General features: G+C 46.9%; 16 protein-coding genes and 3 rRNA genes. 15 read left to right on the top strand and 4 right to left on the bottom strand.

The features are described 5' to 3' along the window. The first annotated feature begins 71 nt into the window (after positions 1 to 71). From COP04_RS19015 to COP04_RS18975, 9 genes are all read left to right on the top strand, one after another. A 23S ribosomal RNA gene (locus COP04_RS19015) occupies positions 72 to 3002 on the top strand. 78 nt (positions 3003 to 3080) lie between these two features. After that, positions 3081 to 3197: ribosomal RNA gene (gene rrf, locus COP04_RS19010) — 5S ribosomal RNA — on the top strand. A gap of 23 nt (positions 3198 to 3220) precedes the next feature. Continuing rightward, positions 3221 to 3337, top strand: a 5S ribosomal RNA gene (rrf, locus tag COP04_RS19005). Positions 3338 to 3544: 207 nt separating this feature from the next. Continuing rightward, entirely contained in the window at positions 3545 to 4012 is a 468-nt protein-coding gene (gene tsaE, locus COP04_RS19000) for a tRNA (adenosine(37)-N6)-threonylcarbamoyltransferase complex ATPase subunit type 1 TsaE (RefSeq protein WP_100489454.1), read from the top strand. Then, the gene (tsaB, locus tag COP04_RS18995; protein WP_100489453.1) at positions 3993 to 4682 is read left to right on the top strand and encodes a tRNA (adenosine(37)-N6)-threonylcarbamoyltransferase complex dimerization subunit type 1 TsaB; all 690 of its coding nucleotides are present in this window, start codon (positions 3993 to 3995) and stop codon (positions 4680 to 4682) included. Before tsaE ends, tsaB begins: the two co-directional genes overlap by 20 nt. A 2-nt stretch (positions 4683 to 4684) precedes the next feature. Then, on the top strand, positions 4685 to 5140 hold the full coding sequence (gene rimI, locus COP04_RS18990; RefSeq protein ID WP_193437435.1) for a ribosomal protein S18-alanine N-acetyltransferase: 456 nt from the start codon (positions 4685 to 4687) through the stop codon (positions 5138 to 5140). Further along, a complete protein-coding gene (gene tsaD, locus COP04_RS18985; protein WP_100489451.1) occupies positions 5137 to 6165 on the top strand; it encodes a tRNA (adenosine(37)-N6)-threonylcarbamoyltransferase complex transferase subunit TsaD in 1029 nt (342 codons plus the stop codon). The genes rimI and tsaD overlap by 4 nt, the downstream gene beginning before the upstream one ends. Positions 6166 to 6280: 115 nt before the next feature. Continuing rightward, complete coding sequence (locus COP04_RS18980; RefSeq protein ID WP_100489450.1) at positions 6281 to 7219, top strand: S66 family peptidase; 939 nt, start codon at positions 6281 to 6283, stop codon at positions 7217 to 7219. Positions 7220 to 7398: 179 nt separating this feature from the next. Next, complete coding sequence (locus COP04_RS18975) at positions 7399 to 7875, top strand: SRPBCC family protein (protein WP_100489449.1); 477 nt, start codon at positions 7399 to 7401, stop codon at positions 7873 to 7875. Positions 7876 to 7964: 89 nt separating this feature from the next. On the opposite strand, the gene COP04_RS18970 is transcribed toward COP04_RS18975, so the two are convergent. Together COP04_RS18970 and COP04_RS18965 are read right to left on the bottom strand one after the other, a co-directional pair. Beyond that, a complete protein-coding gene (locus COP04_RS18970; RefSeq protein WP_100489448.1) occupies positions 7965 to 9917 on the bottom strand; it encodes an ABC-F family ATP-binding cassette domain-containing protein in 1953 nt (650 codons plus the stop codon). Positions 9918 to 10115: 198 nt separating this feature from the next. Further along, on the bottom strand, positions 10116 to 10997 hold the full coding sequence (locus COP04_RS18965) for a LysR substrate-binding domain-containing protein (RefSeq protein WP_100489447.1): 882 nt from the start codon (positions 10995 to 10997) through the stop codon (positions 10116 to 10118). 145 nt (positions 10998 to 11142) lie between these two features. On the opposite strand from COP04_RS18965, the gene COP04_RS18960 reads away from it, so the two are divergent. The 4 genes from COP04_RS18960 to map all read left to right on the top strand — a co-directional run bounded on the left by COP04_RS18960 (position 11143) and on the right by map (position 15746). After that, positions 11143 to 12792: a malolactic enzyme gene (locus tag COP04_RS18960; protein ID WP_275656891.1), complete on the top strand. Its 1650-nt coding sequence runs from the start codon at positions 11143 to 11145 to the stop codon at positions 12790 to 12792. Between the two features lie 33 nt (positions 12793 to 12825). Continuing rightward, positions 12826 to 13797: an AEC family transporter gene (locus COP04_RS18955; RefSeq protein WP_100489445.1), complete on the top strand. Its 972-nt coding sequence runs from the start codon at positions 12826 to 12828 to the stop codon at positions 13795 to 13797. A gap of 425 nt (positions 13798 to 14222) precedes the next feature. Beyond that, complete coding sequence (locus COP04_RS18950) at positions 14223 to 14867, top strand: redox-sensing transcriptional repressor Rex (RefSeq protein ID WP_100489444.1); 645 nt, start codon at positions 14223 to 14225, stop codon at positions 14865 to 14867. 114 nt (positions 14868 to 14981) lie between these two features. Continuing rightward, positions 14982 to 15746: a type I methionyl aminopeptidase gene (map, locus tag COP04_RS18945; RefSeq protein ID WP_100489443.1), complete on the top strand. Its 765-nt coding sequence runs from the start codon at positions 14982 to 14984 to the stop codon at positions 15744 to 15746. A 95-nt stretch (positions 15747 to 15841) separates the two neighbouring features. On the opposite strand, the gene COP04_RS18940 is transcribed toward map, so the two are convergent. Then, positions 15842 to 16522 carry a CPBP family intramembrane glutamic endopeptidase gene (locus COP04_RS18940; RefSeq protein WP_100489442.1) on the bottom strand — a complete coding sequence of 227 codons (681 nt, stop codon included), beginning with the start codon at positions 16520 to 16522 and terminating at the stop codon, positions 15842 to 15844. A 276-nt stretch (positions 16523 to 16798) separates the two neighbouring features. Between COP04_RS18940 and groES the strand changes: the two genes are divergently transcribed. Together groES and groL are read left to right on the top strand one after the other, a co-directional pair. Beyond that, positions 16799 to 17083 (top strand): co-chaperone GroES, encoded by a 285-nt coding sequence (groES, locus tag COP04_RS18935; RefSeq protein ID WP_100489441.1) that lies wholly within the window; start codon positions 16799 to 16801, stop codon positions 17081 to 17083. A 45-nt stretch (positions 17084 to 17128) separates the two neighbouring features. Then, complete coding sequence (gene groL, locus COP04_RS18930) at positions 17129 to 18754, top strand: chaperonin GroEL (RefSeq protein ID WP_100489440.1); 1626 nt, start codon at positions 17129 to 17131, stop codon at positions 18752 to 18754. A 102-nt stretch (positions 18755 to 18856) separates the two neighbouring features. On the opposite strand, the gene COP04_RS18925 is transcribed toward groL, so the two are convergent. Then, entirely contained in the window at positions 18857 to 19039 is a 183-nt protein-coding gene (locus COP04_RS18925; protein ID WP_100489439.1) for a hypothetical protein, read from the bottom strand. Positions 19040 to 19108: the final 69 nt, after the last annotated feature.

Below are 19108 nucleotides of genomic sequence, written 5' to 3'. Positions count from 1 at the left end.
CGAAAGAAACAAGCAACAAGTCAAGTCATTCCATAACGACCGAGGATCAAAGATGGCGTCTTTGATCGAGTGGTTAAGTTTTAAAGAGCGCACGGTGGATGCCTTGGCACTGGGAGCCGATGAAGGACGGAACGAACTCCGATAAGCTCCGGGGAGCTGTAAGTCAGCTGAGATCCGGAGATTTCCGAATGGGGGAACCCCCTGCCCGAACGGGCAGGATGGCGCGCTGAATCCATAGGCGCGTCAAGGCAGACCCGGGGAACTGAAACATCTCAGTACCCGGAGGAAGAGAAAGCAAATGCGATTTCCTGAGTAGTGGCGAGCGAAACGGAAACAGCCCAAACCAGGGGGCTTGCCCCCTGGGGTTGTAGGACACTCCACATGGAGTCAGAAAGACGCGCAGCAGGCGAACGGCCTGGAAGGGCCGGCCAGAGAAGGCAAACGCCCTGTAGCCGAAGCGGCGCGTCCTCCGGAGTGGATCCTGAGTACGGCGGGACACGAGAAACCCCGTCGGAAGCAGGGAGGACCGTCTCCCAAGGCTAAATACTCCCCAGTGACCGATAGTGAACCAGTACCGTGAGGGAAAGGTGAAAAGCACCCCGGAAGGGGAGTGAAAGAGATCCTGAAACCGTGTGCTTACAAGTAGTTGGAGCCCCCTTCGGGGGGTGACAGCGTACCTTTTGTAGAATGGACCGGCGAGTGGCGATTCTAAGCTAGGTTAAGCTGAAGAGGCGGAGCCGCAGCGAAAGCGAGTCTGAAGAGGGCGAATGAGTTTAGGGTTGCCGACCCGAAACCGTGTGATCTACCCATGTCCAGGGTGAAGTTCAGGTAACACTGAATGGAGGCCCGAACCCACGCATGTTGAAAAATGCGGGGATGAGGTGTGGGTAGGGGTGAAATGCCAATCGAACACGGAGATAGCTGGTTCTCCCCGAAATAGCTTTAGGGCTAGCCTCGGACGCGTGAGGCCTGGAGGTAGAGCACGGATTGAATAAGGGGTCCCCACAGGATTACCGAGTTCAGTCAAACTCCGAATGCCAGGCGCTTACGTCCGGGAGTCAGACGGCGAGTGATAAGATCCGTCGTCGAAAGGGAAACAGCCCAGACCGCCGACTAAGGTCCCCAAGTGTGTGTTAAGTGGGAAAGGATGTGGCGTTGCCCAGACAACCAGGATGTTGGCTCAGAAGCAGCCACCATTTAAAGAGTGCGTAATAGCTCACTGGTCGAGTGGCGCTGCGCCGAAAATGTAACGGGGCTCAAACACAGCACCGAAGTCGCGGATGACCCGATGGGTCATGGTAGGGGAGCGTTCCAAGGGCGTAGAAGGTTCACCGGAAGGTGGGCTGGAGCGCTTGGAAGTGAGAATGCCGGTATGAGTAACGAAAAGAGGAGTGAGAATCTCCTCCGTCGAAAGCCTGAGGTTTCCTGAGGAAGGTTCGTCCGCTCAGGGTTAGTCGGGACCTAAGCCGAGGCCGAGAGGCGTAGGCGATGGACAACAGGTGGAAAGTCCTGTACCGCCAAGACACGTTTGAGTGATGGGGGGACGCAGGAAGGCAAGGCCAGCGCACGGATGGAAGAGTGCGTTCAAGCCGTGAGGCCGGCAGCGAGGCAAATCCCGCTGCAGGAAGCCGAGCGGTGATGAGGAGGGAAATAGAGTACCGAAGGGCCTGTACCTACACTGCCAAGAAAAGCCTCTAGCGAGTGTCACGGCGCCCGTACCGAAACCGACACAGGTGGGCTAGAAGAGAATTCTCAGACGCTCGGGAGAACTCTCGTTAAGGAACTCGGCAAAATCACCCCGTAACTTCGGGAGAAGGGGTGCTCGACGGGCCTTCGGGCCCAGAGAGCCGCAGTGAAAAGATCCAAGCGACTGTTTATCAAAAACACAGGTTTCTGCGAAACCGCAAGGTGAAGTATAGGGGCTGACACCTGCCCGGTGCTGGAAGGTTAAGAGGAGAGGTCATCCCTTCGGGGAGCCGCTTTGAATCGAAGCCCCAGTAAACGGCGGCCGTAACTATAACGGTCCTAAGGTAGCGAAATTCCTTGTCGGGTAAGTTCCGACCCGCACGAAAGGTGTAACGATTTGGATACTGTCTCAACGAGAGACCCGGTGAAATTATAGTACCTGTGAAGATGCAGGTTACCCGCGACAGGACGGAAAGACCCCATGGAGCTTTACTGCAGCTTGATATTGGATGTGGGTATCGTTTGTACAGGATAGGCAGGAGCCAGAGAAGCCGGACCGCTAGGTTCGGGGGAGGCGCCCGTGGGATACTGCCCTGACGATACCGGCATTCTAACCCGGGACCGTGATCCGGTCCGGAGACAGTGTCTGGTAGGCAGTTTGACTGGGGCGGTCGCCTCCTAAAAGGTAACGGAGGCGCCCAAAGGTTCCCTCAGAATGGTTGGAAATCATTCGCAGAGTGTAAAGGCACAAGGGAGCTTGACTGCGAGACCCACAAGTCGAGCAGGGACGAAAGTCGGGCTTAGTGATCCGGTGGCACCGCATGGAAGGGCCATCGCTCAACGGATAAAAGCTACCCTGGGGATAACAGGCTTATCTCCCCCAAGAGTTCACATCGACGGGGAGGTTTGGCACCTCGATGTCGGCTCATCGCATCCTGGGGCTGAAGTAGGTCCCAAGGGTTGGGCTGTTCGCCCATTAAAGCGGTACGCGAGCTGGGTTCAGAACGTCGTGAGACAGTTCGGTCCCTATCCGTCGCGGGCGTTGGAAATTTGAGAAGAGCTGTCCTTAGTACGAGAGGACCGGGATGGACACACCGCTGGTGTTCCAGTTGTTCCGCCAGGAGCAGACGCTGGGTAGCTATGTGTGGCCGGGATAAGTGCTGAAAGCATCTAAGCATGAAGCCCCCTTCAAGATGAGATTTCCCATGGTTTCAAACCAGTAAGGCCCCTCAGAGATGATGAGGTAGATAGGTCTGGAGTGGAAGCGCGGTGACGCGTGGAGCGGACAGATACTAATCGGCCGAGGGCTTAACCCAGACGGTCAGTCTGTGGAAGACAAGGCGCTTGTTTCGTTCGTTACCGGTTTTGAAGGCTCGTTCGAGCCGGGTATTTAGTCTGGCGGTTATAGCGAAGAGGTCACACCCGTTCCCATCCCGAACACGGCCGTTAAGCTCTTCTGTGCCGATGGTAGTGGGGGGCTGTCCCCCTGTGAGAGTAGGTCACTGCCAGGCGAATGAACGCATTTCTCANTTAGTCTGGCGGTTATAGCGAAGAGGTCACACCCGTTCCCATCCCGAACACGGCCGTTAAGCTCTTCTGTGCCGATGGTAGTGGGGGGCTGTCCCCCTGTGAGAGTAGGTCACTGCCAGGCGAATGAACAACACGCATTTCTCAGGATTGAGAGGTGCGTGTTTTTTGCATCAACACGAAGTGATGAATTATGTTACACTTAATCTATGCAATCTTTGATCAATCGGGATCAGCCGGTGCATGTTTGTGAAGGCAAAAAAATAAAACTCGGCTCTCTCTGTTTAAAGCATGCGGCTCCGTTTGGAGTATGCATAAGAAGGTGTAAACAATGCATCAATGGATTTTTCATTCTCCTGAAGAAACAATGGCCTTTTCTGAAAAAGTGGCCGGCTATTTGATGCCGGACGATGTACTAACGCTTTCCGGAGATCTTGGTGCCGGAAAGACCATTTTTACGAAGGGGCTTGCAAGGGGACTGGATATAAATGAGATAGTAAGCAGTCCCACTTTTACAATTGTCAAAGAATATCGAAGCGGACGTCTTCCGCTTTTTCATATGGACGTGTACCGGATCAGTGACGAAGAAGACATTGGTTTGGAAGACTATTTTGAAAAGGGAGGAGTTACAGTCATTGAATGGGCTGAAAATATCCCCTCCTGGATTCCAGATGATTGCCTAAACGTTGAGATTGCAAGAATAGATGAGCATTCAAGAAACATTACATTATCAGCAAGTGGGAAAAGATCTGAAAGTTTATACGGGGAGATAGTGAAGGATGAATGTACTCGCGATTGATTCGTCCAATTTGGTTATGGGAGTGGCGGTAGCTTCCGATGGCAGAATGCTGGGCGAATTGATGACAAATAATAAAAAAAATCATTCGGAACGGTTGATGCCGGCTATTGCACAGCTGTTGGAAGATGCCGGCATTAAACCTGAAGAAATTGACCGGATCGCTGTGGCTCAAGGCCCCGGATCTTATACAGGATTGCGTATCGGCGTCACTGTAGCCAAAATGATGGCCTGGACGCTGAAAAAGGAACTGGTCGGCGTTTCAAGCCTGGAGATCGTGGCTCAGAACGGGATCCATTTTGACGGACTGGTTGTCCCTTTTTTTGATGCACGCCGTGGCCAGGTTTTTACCGGTGTCTATAAGAGCGAAAAAAATCAGGTTATTTCTGTGGCCCGGGACAAACTTCTGTTGATGGAAAACTGGATTGAAGAATTGAAACAGACAAATAAGCCGGTGCTGTTTCTCAGTAATGATATAGAAAAGTGGGCAGAACGCCTGAAATCAATTCCCAATGCGGTATTCGGCACGCCTGCACAAAACATTCCAAGACCATCCGAGCTTGCCAGACTGGGTGTGGAAAAATTGCCGGCAGCGGATATTCATCATTTTTTGCCAACCTATCTCCGACTTGCCGAAGCTGAGGCCAAATGGCAGGCCAAACAGGAGCGATAATTATGGCACAGCTGGAAACAGTGAACATCAGGCCGATGACGATCAGTGACATAGATCAGGTGATGATTGTCGAGCACAGCGCGTTTGACGTCCCGTGGTCAAGAAACGCATTTGAAAATGAACTGGTTAATAATCACTTTGCTGCCTATTTTGTTGCAGAATATGGCCAGAAAATTATTGCCTATTGCGGTGTGTGGGTGATTGTTGATGAAGCGCACATTACTAATCTGGCAGTGCTCGATGGGTACCGGGGGAACAAGGTTGGGGAAACACTGCTTCGTAAAGTCATGCTGTACGCCCGGGCAAAGGGAGCAAGGACTGTCAGCCTGGAAGTCCGCGTCGGAAATGATATTGCGAAAAACCTGTACCGGAAGCTTGGATTCAGGAGCGGCGGCATCAGGAAAAATTACTATTCAAATAATGGTGAAGATGCACTTGTGATGTGGGTGAGGCTATGAGTATCAATGTAAATCAGAAAACATTAATTCTTGGGATTGAAACCAGCTGTGATGAAACAGCGGCAGCTGTTGTAGAAAATGGCAGGATCATCCGATCCAATGCGGTGGCTTCCCAGATTGATATCCATCGGCGGTTTGGAGGTGTGGTCCCGGAGGTAGCTTCTCGCCACCATGTCGATCAGATCACGCTGGTTTGCGAAGAGGCAATAGAAAAATCGGGAGTGTCATGGTCAGATCTGGATGCCATCGCTGTGACCCAGGGACCCGGATTGATCGGAGCCCTGCTCGTCGGGGTGAATGGGGCAAAGGCACTTGCCTTTGCACATAGCATTCCGCTCGTTCCGGTTCACCATATTACCGGGCACATTTATGCCAACAGGTTTGTCCGTGAGCTGGAATTTCCGCTGATTGCGATGGTTGTGTCCGGCGGGCACACTGAATTGATTTATATGAAAGAACATGGATCCTATCAAGTGGTCGGGACGACACGGGACGACGCAGCCGGGGAAGCATTCGACAAAGTCGCCCGGACGCTCGGACTGCCTTATCCGGGCGGTCCCGAGATCGACAATTTGGCGGGTAACGGAAAACCGTCGATTCATTTTCCAAGAGCTTGGCTTGAGGAAGGATCTCTGGACTTTAGCTTCAGCGGCTTAAAATCGGCAGTCATCAATTATATTCATAACGAACAACAGCGGGGTCATGAGATCAGCAAAGTGGATATTGCCGCAAGTTTTCAGGAGAGTGTTGCTGAAGTACTTGTAAGAAAAACAATGATGGCAGCCGAGCGCTATCGTGCAAAACAGATTCTTGTTGCCGGCGGAGTTTCAGCCAACAGCAAAATCAGGCTAGAAATGGAACAGGCAGCCGGAACACGCGGCATCCCGCTGACTATTCCTCCGCTTAAGCTTTGCACAGATAACGCGGCGATGATTGCCGCATCCGGAACCATTGGTTTTTTAAAGGGTACACGGGCAGACCTGTCCTTAAACGGGAGCCCGAACCTTCCAATCGAGGCATTTTAAACAGACAGGCAAAAAAATATCGGGCAAAACCGGTATTTTTTTATAACCAAAGAAACTGAGCTAATAGTATAACCAGTTTATTTATTTCAAATAATAATGGGGTCGGGATGATAAAATGTTGGATCTGATTAAACCGGCAAAATTGAAGCGGGGGGATAAGGTCGCTACAGTCAGTCTCTCGTGGGGTGGAGCTGGGGATGAAGCATTACTCTGGCGTTATGAACAAGGTAAGAAACGACTAAATGAAGTTTTTGGCCTTGAAGTTGTTGAAATGCCGCATACGTTAATGGGAACTGATTTCGTCTACAGACATCCTGAAAAAAGAGCCCAAGACTTAATGCAGGCGTTTGCCGATCCTTCTATAAAAGGTACTGTGACACACCTTATGTGCCTAAAGGCAGGACTATCAAGTTTCTACGGCTTATCCGTTCTCAACGATCTTGCTGAAAATATCTCAATGCCCGAATATTCGGTTGAATGGGTCAATAAGATACTTTTTCATGATGAAACAATTGGTGAAATACCTACATCAAACGAATGGACAGGTGAAAGACTGGAGTGGGTCATTGAAAATAAGGATATTTCAAGAAAATTTCTAAGAAATACAGGGTACGAACTTTTACAGGGAAAGAAATCAGTCACTGGAAAATTAATTGGTGGCTGCCTTGAAGTATTAGACATGATAAAAGGAACTTCCCTTTTCCCAGATATATCCTGCTTCAATGATACCATCCTATTTCTTGAAACTTCAGAAGAATGCCCTCCTCTATGGATGGTGGAAGATAGCTTAAGAAGCTATGGAATGATGGGCATATTCAATAGAATTAATGGGCTTATTTTTGGAAAACCGCTAAAAAATAAATTTTACGAAGAATACAAGCCAGTGATTCGGCGCATTGCAAAGGAATTTGACAGAGAAGAAATGCCTATATTGTACAATGCAAGTTTTGGCCATAATGAACCGAAGTGCTTAATTCCTTATGGTGCCCGAGCTGAAATTAATTGCGGTAGATCAGGTTTCTCTATTATAGATACCGGTGTGAACCCTCGCTGAAAAAGCACCATTCAAATTTTATCATCCGCCTGGAAAATAGATCAACAGTTATTGGAAAATATCGACCCGCGCAAGAACAAATAGATTTTCACGAAAATAAGGCTGCTTTATTCCTTTGGATATGAAGCGAATCGACGGAGTAAACTGAAGCTGGGCGATATGTTCGAAAGGAGGCTATTATGGGAAAACTGTTTGTTGATCGATCAATAGAAATCAATGCCCCTGCAGCGGTAGTTTGGGGTGTACTGACTCAGCAAAAGTATTCTGAACAGTGGGCAGGAGAATTTTTGGGTGGAAACTCGCAGTTTTACATTAAATCTGACTGGGGACTAGGCAGTCCGGTTCTGTGGATCGACGAAAACGGTTCACCCCTCTTTGAGGAAAACGTAACAGCGCTTGAACAGCATAAATTTTTAAGGTTTACTGTATTTGACATCCGGAGTCAGGACAGGCCACCTATGACAGAGGAAGACGGCATCACTTATCGGCTTTCCAAGAAAAACGGCAAAACAACTTTTCAAGTTTTGCAGGGCGACTTTTCCGTAATGGATGATGGTGAAAAATACTGCAGCATGACAAAAGAAATATGGGACAAAGTACTTCCGCAAATCAAAAAATTAGCAGAGCTCAGTAATAAAAAGAACAACTTATCATAAGTTATCCACATTTTCTGTGGATAAAGCTGTGCATAAGGCACCTAGAATGTGGAAAAGGTTCTGTTTGATGTTGAAAAGCTGTGGATTGGTCATTCGGGAAATTCTTCAAGGGCCAATTGGTCAGCCTCCCATTTTTCCATCAATCGGTTCAGCTGTTCTTTATTCTGATCAATCTCTCTTTGAACTTGCTTGGCTTTTTTTGCATCGTTAAAGACTTCCGGCGTGAGCAGGGAGTCTTCGTCTGCTTTGATCAGTTTTTCGAGATGCTCAATCTTTCCTTCCATTTCTTCTACTGAACGGGCTAGCTGCCGTTTTTTCTTTTTCTGCTCTTTATCTTTTAGAAATTGCTGCTTTCCGGCGACAGGAACTTCTTCATGTTTCACGGCGGGTGCGCTCTGGGCGTCCAGTTCGGCGATCTGCTGCTGTTCGGTTTTTTTATCCAGGTAATAGTCATAGTCGCCGAGATATTCTGAAATTCCGTTTCGGGAGAGTTCAAGCACACGGGTGGCGATATCATTGATAAAATACCGGTCGTGGGAAACAAACAGGATCGTGCCCGGATAATCGATCAGAGCAGCTTCGAGCACTTCTTTGCTGTCCAGATCAAGATGGTTGGTCGGTTCGTCAAGAATCAGCAGATTGTCATGGCGCATCATCAGCTTCGCAAGCATCAGTCTGGCCTTTTCACCACCGCTCAGCTGAGCAATATATTTGGCCACATCGTCGCCTGAGAAGAGGAAGCCCCCGAGTACATTGCGCATTTCATTTTCCGGATGAAGCGGATAATCATCCCATAACTCGTTCAGTACCGTCTTTTCAGGTGTCAGGCTGGTTTGCTCCTGATCGTAGTAACCGATGGATACTTGACTGCCGAGACGCACCTCGCCGGACAGCAGGGTTGAGCCACTGGCAATTGATTTCAGCAGCGTTGATTTTCCGATGCCGTTTGGCCCGACAAGTGCGACACGCTCAGACCGCGTAATGTGGAAATTCAGTCCGGAAAACATCGGTGGTTCCGGTGGATAGCCAACAGACAGATTGGAGGCGCCAAGCACATCACGGCCGCTCTGTTTCTCAATCTGGAATGAGAAGAAGGCCTTTTTTTCATCTCCGCGCGGTTTCTCCATAACATTCATTTTCTCCAGCTGTTTTCGTCTGCTCTGCGCGCGCTTGGTCGTCGATGCCCGCACAATATTCTTCTGAACAAAGTCATTCAGCCGCGTGATTTCTTTCTGTTGTTTCTCGTAACTCTTCACGGCACTCTCATACGCTGCCGCTCTCAATTCAATATAGCGGGTATAATTCCCGTCATATTTATGTACGTTATGTCCGGCAACTTCGTATACTTTGGTCGCGACTTTGTCCAAAAAGTAGCGGTCGTGAGAGACAACGAGCACACTGCCCTGATAGCGTTGCAGATATCCTTCAAGCCAAGTGAGTGTATCAATGTCGAGATGGTTGGTTGGTTCGTCAAGAATCAGTAAATCCGGTTTGATCAGCAGCAGCTTGCCAAGCGCCAACTGAGTTTTCTGTCCACCGGAGAGATTATTGACGGGTGTTTCCTCGGGAAAGCTTCCGAAATTAAGTCCGTTCAATACACTGCGAATCTCAGCCTGATAGGTATAGCCACCCTTTGACCTGAACTCGGCCTGCAGAATGTCATAGCTTTTCAGCAGCTGATCGTAATCCTTTTTGTCTGCGAACCGGTCAGGATCCGACATCTGGCCTTCCATGCTGTGAAGCTTTTTTTCCATTTCAGTCAGAGGACGGAAGACAGTGAGCAACTCGTCGTAAATTCCACGTGTAGAATTCAGAGTGGCGTTTTGCGGAAGATAGCCCATGGTCCTGTCTTTGGGCATAATCACTTCTCCGCTGTCGGCACTCATTTCTCCGGCAATAATTTTCAGCAGTGTTGATTTCCCCGCGCCATTCCGCCCGACAAGGGCTACGCGTTCACCAAGTTTTACCTCGATGGATATATTCGACAGAATAAGATCAGTAACAAACGACTTGCTGATCTCGTTAGTTTGCAGAAGAATCATCAGTTTTCACCTCGACGGTTGACGTTCGCCGGGCATCCGGATCCTATGTGAAAAATCCTTCCCGACACTTTCTCATTGTAGCCCAATCCGGATTTATTCAGCAACCTGTACGGGGTCATGTCAGGAGAGAGTGCAAATCAAAAAGTAAATGGGTTTTAAATAGCCCGTCCCTGAGGCTCTTTTATTGTTGGCTGTCTTTCACAATTTGTTCTGAGTTAACAGTTGAACGATTTTTTGCTGTACCGGTGTCAGAATATGATTTGATCGATACACGAGCTGAATGATAAATTCAGGTTGCGGATCATCGTTTAACGATAAAGCAACAACAGGATCCTGCGGCGAAATAGCCAGTTCAGTTAAGAAACTGATACCGACGTTATTTGCAACCATCCCCTTAATAATCTGAATATCGTTCGTCCGATAAATGATTCCGGGCTTAGTATGTGTTTGCCGTCCTAATTGCTGGAATGCAATAGAATGAACGAACCTTTCGTTTAACTGAATAAACGATTCATTTTTCAAATCTTTGAAGGCTAACGATTTTTGCCCTGCAAGCGGGTGATTTGGGCTGACAATGATTTTAAATTTTTTGTGGGTCAGCAGATGCACGGATAGTTTGGCATCTTCAATAGGATGAGCTGATCCAAGCAGCGCGATGTCAAGATGACCGTTTATCAGTTTATTCAGGAGCGACTTGGAGCCGTCTTCACGTGTATCCAGGCTTGAAAGTAAGTCTCTTTCAGCCATCTTGGCGGAAAGCGTTGGGAAATAATAACCACCTATAATTGGAGGGAGTCCCAGCCGGACTTTTTCTTTTTTTATTGCCGTTATTTCGGATTTAGCGGTTCCTAATTCCTGAAGAATTTGTGTGATATGCTTTTCAAATTGTTTTCCGCTTTCCGTAAAAATAAGTTCTTTATGCGACTGATCACGGATGACCAGCTGTGTATCCAGCTCATTCTCTAATCTATGAATGGCTGCGGTAATCGTCGGTTGACTGACTTTGAAAAAGTTGGCTGCTTTTGTAAAACTGTTATCCTGAAACAATTGTTTAAAATACTGTAAATCCCTGATATTCACGAAAGGAACCCCTTATTATCCACTTTTTTTCTTCATATTAACAAAATTTATCATGGTCTAAAGGTTTGACTATAAATTTCATAGGTTGTTATAGTTTTCTCTGCTAGGAAAAAAAATTTCATGATTTCAAACGAGGAGGGAAATCATCATGGCATTATCAGCACAGGAAATTTTAAATAATCCTTTCCTGAATAAAGATACAGCTTTTACAAAGGAAGAACGGAAAGCCTACAATTTGCAAGGAACACTACCACCTAAGGTTCAGACAATTGAAGAACAGACGGATCAGGTTTATGGTCAGTATTTACGTAAATCGACTGATTTGGAGAAAAGAATTTTCTTAATGAATTTATATAATACGAATCGTACCTTATTTTATCATTTAATGGAAGATCATGTCGTCGAATTTATGCCAATTGTTTATGATCCTACGGTTGCGGATTCCATTGAACAGTATAATGAATTGTTTCTCAACCCACAGGATGCCGCTTTTTTGTCAATTGATGAACCGGATGATGTAGAAGCGACTCTGAAGAACACTGCGGGAGGCCGTGACATCCGCCTGATTGTGGTCACAGATTCAGAAGGTATTTTAGGCATAGGCGATTGGGGTGTGAATGGCGTTGATATCGCCATTGGCAAACTGATGGTATACACCGCTGCTGCCGGGATTAATCCCACACAGGTGCTGCCGGTCGTCATTGATGCCGGTACAAACAATGAAAAGCTGCTCAACGATCCGCTTTATCTGGGAAACAGACATAAACGGGTTCGCGGGGAAAAATATTATGATTTCATTGATCAGTTTGTGAAGGCATCCGGAAAATTATTCCCCGAAGCTTTAGTGCACTGGGAAGATTTTGGCCGTTCGAACGCGGCGACTATTTTGGAAAAATATCAGGACAAGATCACAACATTTAACGATGATATTCAAGGTACTGGGATTGTTGTTCTGGCGGGTATTCTTGGAGCTATGAACATCTCGAAGGAAAAATTAACGGATCAGCGTGTTCTGGTTTTCGGTGCGGGTACAGCCGGCGTCGGTATTTCTAATCAGATTATGGATGAAATGAAACGCCAGGGCTTATCGGAAGAAGAGGCACGCCGGCATTTCTTCTTGGTGGACAAGCAGGGACTGTTGTTCAACGATACGGAAGATCTGACTCCGGGACAAAAGGAATTCGTTCACGCCCGTTCTGAATTCACGAACAGTGGAGAGCTGACGAATCTGGAAGCCGTTGTCAAAGCGGTTCATCCGACGATTATGATCGGTACATCAACACAACCCGGCGCCTTCAAGGAATCAATTATTAAAGAAATGGCAGCCCATACGGAACGCCCGGTCATTTTCCCATTATCCAATCCGACAAAACTGGCGGAAGCAAAAGCTGAAGACCTGATTGCCTGGACAGATGGCAAAGCGCTGGTTGCAACCGGTATTCCTGCCGCTCCTGTTGAGTACAAGGGCGTTACTTATCAGATCGGACAAGCTAATAATGCGCTGATGTATCCCGGACTCGGATTCGGTATTATCGCCTCGACGGCAAAGCGAGTCAATGGAGAAATGCTGTCTCAGGCGAGCCATGCTCTGGGCGGCATCGTCGATACGGAACAACCCGGCGCCGCTGTTTTGCCTCCTGTTGCAAAACTGACCGAATTCTCTCAAACCATTGCCGAAGTCGTTGGTCAAAGTGTTATAGACCAGAAGTTAAACAGAGAACCTATTTCGGATATTAAAAAGGCTGTTGCCGACATGAAGTGGGAACCGAACTATTCTGAACTTGTTTTAAATTAAAACGATATCGTTGAGAAAAGGAGGTCTGTACGCATGGTATTTCTACAATCGATTCAAAGTGTCATATCGATCATCATCATGATCGCACTGGGTTATTTCTTGAAAAAATTTAAATGGTTTGATGATAACTTCGGAAAAAGCATCTCATCTCTGATCACAAAAGTTGCTTTGCCGGCATCCATTTTCGTATCGGTCCTAAAGTATCTAACCCGGGGCAGTTTAATTCAGTTGTCCGGCAGTCTCATATATCCGGTGATTGCCGTCATTATTTCTTACCTCATTTCTTTTGGGCTGGTCAAACTGTTAAAGATTCGTCCGGGACGCCGCGGTATTTTTATGAATGCTGTCGTCAATGCAAATACGATTTTTATCGGTTTGCCTCTGAATATTGCACTGTTTGGAAATCAGAGTCTGCCTTATTTTCTGATCTATTACATTACCAATACCGTTTCGACATGGGCATTTGGTGTTTTTCTTATCTCAAATGATGATCCGACGAGAGACAAAACGAAGGAAAAAGGCAAAAACAAAATCAACTGGAAAAAAATATTGCCACCTCCATTACTGGGATTTGTGGCCGGTCTGATTTTCCTGCTATTAAATATTCCGATCCCGGGTTTTATTGATTCCACATTGACATATGTGGGCAGTATTGTTACGCCGCTGTCTCTGGTATATATCGGTATCGTTCTGTACAATGCGGGGCTCTCAAGCATTCGTTTTGACCGCGATACGATTGTTGCTTTGTTAGGGCGTTTCGTGATTTCGCCGATTGTCCTGATTGTGTTACTTCTGAGCGGTATGCATCTTTCACATGCCCATTTGCCATCTATGTTAGTGCAAACTCAAATCGTTCAATCTGCAACGCCCATGTTAGCCGTATTGCCGATCCTCGCCAATGAATCGCATGGCGATGTGAAATATGCAACGAATGTGGTTACGACGAGTACCGTATTGTTTGTCATTGTTGTCCCTGTTCTCATGCAGATCATTCAGTTTATTTAACTTGACTGGGGGTTCTGTCTGATTGCTGAACAGCAACATCATAGCTATAATATCTATCGCTACTGTATCATTCGTTTATAAAAGATTAATTTTTAGCAATTGGCTTTAATTGACAATTGCTATTTTTTTATACTGAAAACAGCGACGTGAAGATGTTTCGCTTATTAGTATTCTGTGAACAGCATACAACCTTCCAATGCTTTTCATAAAGGCTTTGGTATCGTGAAGAAGGTTTGTCGGGACGTATAAATACGTTTATCTTTTTATTGTGCAAAGGAACACCAATGTTTTAAAAAGTTTGTGAATCGGATAACAAAACCGGATAATAATGATGTATAGTGAAAAAGGAATGCCTGGATGAAATGATAAAGAAAAAGGCGGTCCGGGAACAGTTTAACTAGCCGCCTATCAGGGGGGACAGGAGTATGGCAACTCAGAAAGTGCCTCAGGCAACGGCTGAACGACTGCCGCTCTACTACCGGTCTCTGCAGCGCCTTGTGACGAATGGGAAGACAAGAATCTCATCGTCTGAATTCGGGAAGATTGTACAGATTGATTCGACAACAATCCGTAAAGATTTTTCCTATTTCGGTGCACTGGGGAGAAAAGGGTACGGGTACAACACAAAGCATTTAATGGAATTTCTCAAAAAGACGCTTTATCAGGATGAATTATCAAAAGTGATACTGATCGGAGTCGGACATCTTGGAACGGCTCTGCTGAATCACAACTTTCAAAAGAATAATAACACAAGGATTGTCAAGGCGTATGATATTAATCCTTCAAAGGTAGGAAAAAAAGTAGGTGAGACTGAAATCCATCTGATGGATGATCTTGTCTCAGATGATAATCGTGATATCACGGCGGCCATCCTGACTGTACCGGCTGACCAGGCTCAGAAGGCTGCCGAACAGGCGATGGCTTCGGGTGTCCGCGGATTTCTGAACTTTTCACCGGTAAGGCTTTCCCTGCCGCCGGAAGTGTATGTCCGCCATGTAGATATGACGATTGAACTTCAGGCATTGATCTATTTCTTGAATCATGCGATGGAAGAGAACCGTGCGGAATGATTCAGGGATCAATAAAGTGGTAAAATACAAATGTCACAATTTTATTGTCGGCGGGTGAGGAGAAACGATTTATTTCTTTTCAAAGAGGAAAGGACACAGAGGTGGAAAGAATAAATGATACAGTTAAAATCTACAAATGAAATTGCAGAAATGAAGAAGTCAGGTCAGCTGCTTGCACAGACACATGAGAAAATTAAATCGATGATCAAGCCGGGAGTCACAACCTGGGAAATTGAGGAATTTGTCAATGAGTTTCTGGCGAAGCACGGTGCGACTCCGGAAGAAAAAGGTTTTGAGGGTTACCAGTTTGCAACCTGCGCGTCTGTCAACGATGAAATCTGCCATGGCTTTCCAAACAAAAAACCCCTCCGCAATGGGGACATTGTCACAATTGATATGGTTGTCAATCTGAACGGAGCTCTGTCTGATTCCGCATGGAGCTATGCGGTCGGGACGATTTCGGATGAAGCGCAGCATTTGCTTAAGACAACAGAAGAAGCACTGTACGAGGGGATCAAACAATCAGTGATTGGCAACCGTCTCGGCGATATTGGCTATGCGATTCAGGAATATGCTGAAGCCAGGGGCTTGAGTGTCGTGCGTGACTTTGTCGGCCACGGCATCGGACCAACCATGCATGAGGATCCGGCAGTGGCTCATTATGGGAGGCCGGGACGCGGACTGCGTCTCCGGGAAGGCATGACGATTACAATTGAGCCGATGCTGAACACGGGCGACTGGCGCGCCAAGGTCGATGGCAACGGCTGGACAGCGCGGACAGTCGATGGTTCGCTTTCCGCACAGTATGAGCACACATTAGCAATTACCAAGAATGGCCCGGAAATTCTGACGGCTCTGAATGACAGCGATTCTGAATGATCCGTTTAAAAATAATGGTTGTATAAATGTACAAGAAAAAGGGCCAGGGGATGAACTCCCCCGGCCCTTTATGTCAAGGTTGCATGTTTGATTATTCAGCGACTAAGCAGATAAATTAATCCTGTAGCGGAACCATAATAACTGAACAGGACAACAACGGCATTCATCGTTGCGTGCATGAACATATTGACGGCGATTCTCCGCGTCATCTGATAAGTGAAACAGAGAAATACACCGATCATGAAATAGACGAGTAAATGCTGGATGTCCTGATGCATGAGCGCGAAGACCAACGAACTGATAATAGCTGCAAGCCAGAAACCGATTTTTTTTCTCAGGCTTCCGAAGAAAATTTTCCGGAAAACAATTTCCTCAAGTATCGGTCCGATAATACTGACCGTTAAAATGAAAAAGGGGGAATACTTAGTCAGCGTTTCTATCTGCTTGGTATGTGTGGACGCGGATACTTGGCCGAAAATTGAGAACTCAATCAGCGTTGCGAGAATTTGCAGGATAAACAGAGCAAACACGCCGCCAACAGCCCAAAGGACGGACATGCCCAGAGGGGCTTTCTTCTCTTCGATCCGCAGATTTCGCTCTGGAATAAGCAGGAGTGAAACGAAGAGCAGGGTCACAAAAAAAACAGCTGTGTAAATATCGCCGTAACCCTGGCTTTGATTCGGAAACAAATCGGCCAGGGACATGAAACCCGGTATTTTCGGAGAGAGATAGCACAGCAAATAAATAACGACGATTGCAGTATATCTTTTAACCAAAAAGAACACCTCATATTCAAATGGAATAGGCAGCCATTGATAAATGCGCTAAGAAAGGGCCTGAAGGGTCACTACTATTTTATCATAACCGGCTTAAGAGCAAAGAAATGCTGCCTGTTTTCCATATTTGTAAAACAGTAATGATATTTCGTAAATATTTCGGGAAAAACTTGCAAATCCAAAGGGAATTGATTATCATATTAAATGGATTAGCACTCAGGCGAAGTGAGTGCTAACAAAGTACTTAACTTAACGTTTTTAAGGAGGGTATTTTTAATGTTAAAGCCATTGGGTGATCGGATCGTTATCGAACCACAGGAAAAAGAAGAAAAAACAGCAAGTGGTATCGTGCTGCCTGACTCGGCCAAGGAAAAGCCGCAGGAAGGACGTATCGTCGCAGTCGGTGCCGGCAAGGTTTCCGATAAGGGCGAGCGTATTGCTCTTGATGTAAAAGAAGGAGAAAAAGTCATTTATTCAAAATACGCAGGCACAGAAGTCAAGTATGACGGCAAGACTTTCCTTGTTGTTCGTCAGGACGATATTCTGGCTGTTATTGACTGACTTAAACTTAGACCGGGCAAAAAAATTTAGGAGGGACTTTCCAAGATGGCAAAAGATATTAAGTTTGGCGAAGAAGCACGCCGCTCCATGTTGCGCGGTGTTGATATTCTGGCAGATGCAGTGAAGGTAACACTCGGACCAAAAGGCCGCAACGTGGTACTGGATAAAAAATACGGATCACCGCTGATTACAAATGACGGTGTTACTATCGCTAAAGAGATTGAACTTGAAGATAAATTTGAAAACATGGGTGCTCGTCTTGTTTCCGAAGTTGCCAGCAAGACAAACGATGTTGCCGGTGATGGAACGACAACTGCAACCGTGCTTGCTCAGGCTATGATTCGTGAGGGACTGAAGAATGTCGCTTCCGGGGCTAACCCGATGGGCATTCGCCGCGGCATTGAAAAAGCAACACAGGCGGCAGTTGACGGTCTGAAGAAAATCTCCAAACCAATCGAAGGCAAAGCATCCATTGCACAGGTTGCATCGATTTCTTCCGCTGATGAAAAAGTTGGCGGACTGATTGCTGAAGCGATGGAAAAGGTCGGCAACGACGGTGTTGTAACGATTGAAGAATCCAAGGGTTTTGCAACCGAACTGGATGTCGTTGAAGGTATGCAGTTTGACCGCGGCTATGCTTCAGCTTACATGGTTACGGATCAGGATAAGATGGAAGCCGTACTGGAAAATCCATACATCCTGATTACTGACAAGAAGATTTCCAATATCCAGGAAATCCTGCCTGTACTTGAAAAAGTTGTTCAGCAAGGCAAACCGATGCTGATTATCGCTGAAGATGTTGAAGGCGAAGCACTGGCTACTCTCGTTCTTAATAAACTGCGCGGTACATTCAATGTCGTCGCAGTCAAGGCACCTGGTTTCGGCGATCGTAGGAAAGCAATGCTGGAAGACATCGCTGTTCTGACCGGCGGACAGGTCATCACGAGCGATCTTGGCCTTGAACTGAAAGAAACGACCGTTGATCAGCTGGGAACTGCCGGCAAAGTCATCGTGACGAAAGACAATACAACGGTTGTCGAAGGCGCTGGTGAATCCGACAAGATCGCCGGACGTGTCAACCAGATCAAAGCTCAGCTTGAGGAAACCACATCTGATTTTGACAAGGAAAAACTTCAGGAACGCCTGGCAAAACTGTCCGGCGGTGTAGCCGTTATCAAGGTCGGCGCAGCTACCGAAACGGAACTGAAGGAACGCAAGCTTCGTATCGAAGACGCCCTGAACTCAACCCGCGCGGCTGTTCAGGAAGGCATTGTTGCCGGCGGCGGCACCGCATTGGCCAACGTCATCAAGGATGTTGCTGCTGTTGAAGCTGAAGGTGATGAAAAGACCGGCGTAAACATTGTTATCCGCGCACTGGAAGAACCAGTTCGCCAGATCGGCGAGAACGCAGGACTCGAGGGTTCCGTCATCGTTGAAAAACTGAAAGGCCAGAAAGCCGGCATTGGCTATGACGCAGCCAAGGACGAATGGGTAGATATGATTGCAGCAGGTATTGTTGACCCTACAAAAGTAACACGTTCCGCTCTGCAGAATGCCGCATCTGTTTCGGCTATGCTGCTGACAACAGAAGCTGTTGTCGCTGACAAGCCTGAAGAACATCCGGAACCTGCAATGCCTGCAGGCGCACCCGGAATGGGCGGCATGATGTAAAAAGTCCTGGACCTCTTGTGTAGCAAGGGATTCAGAACACATTTGAAGAATTATGTGTTGAATATGTGCCATAATTTAAGAATTGAGGTTTCTCGTGAGGTTCTAAACTTCTGAGAAGCCTCTTTTTTGTGCTTTTGCCGCATTGAGATAAAACCTTTTTGTGGTTGCATCATGTCCGAGCCGTTCCATAATCCGGATCAGGTTGTCATTCGCCGCGACAAGAGAGTTATGCGTATGCTTCAGAAAGTGAAAAACCGGACTTTTCCTGACTAATGTGCGGGACAAAAGACTTTTCATCCGTGATTTAACGCAACGTATAGATAATGATGCAAAATAAAAACTCTTGGTAGGACA

It is taken from the genome of Sporolactobacillus pectinivorans (assembly GCF_002802965.1).
GTDB classification, from domain to species: Bacteria; Bacillota; Bacilli; order Bacillales; family Sporolactobacillaceae; genus Sporolactobacillus; species Sporolactobacillus pectinivorans.
This window is presented reverse-complemented; position numbering and strand designations above follow the sequence as displayed.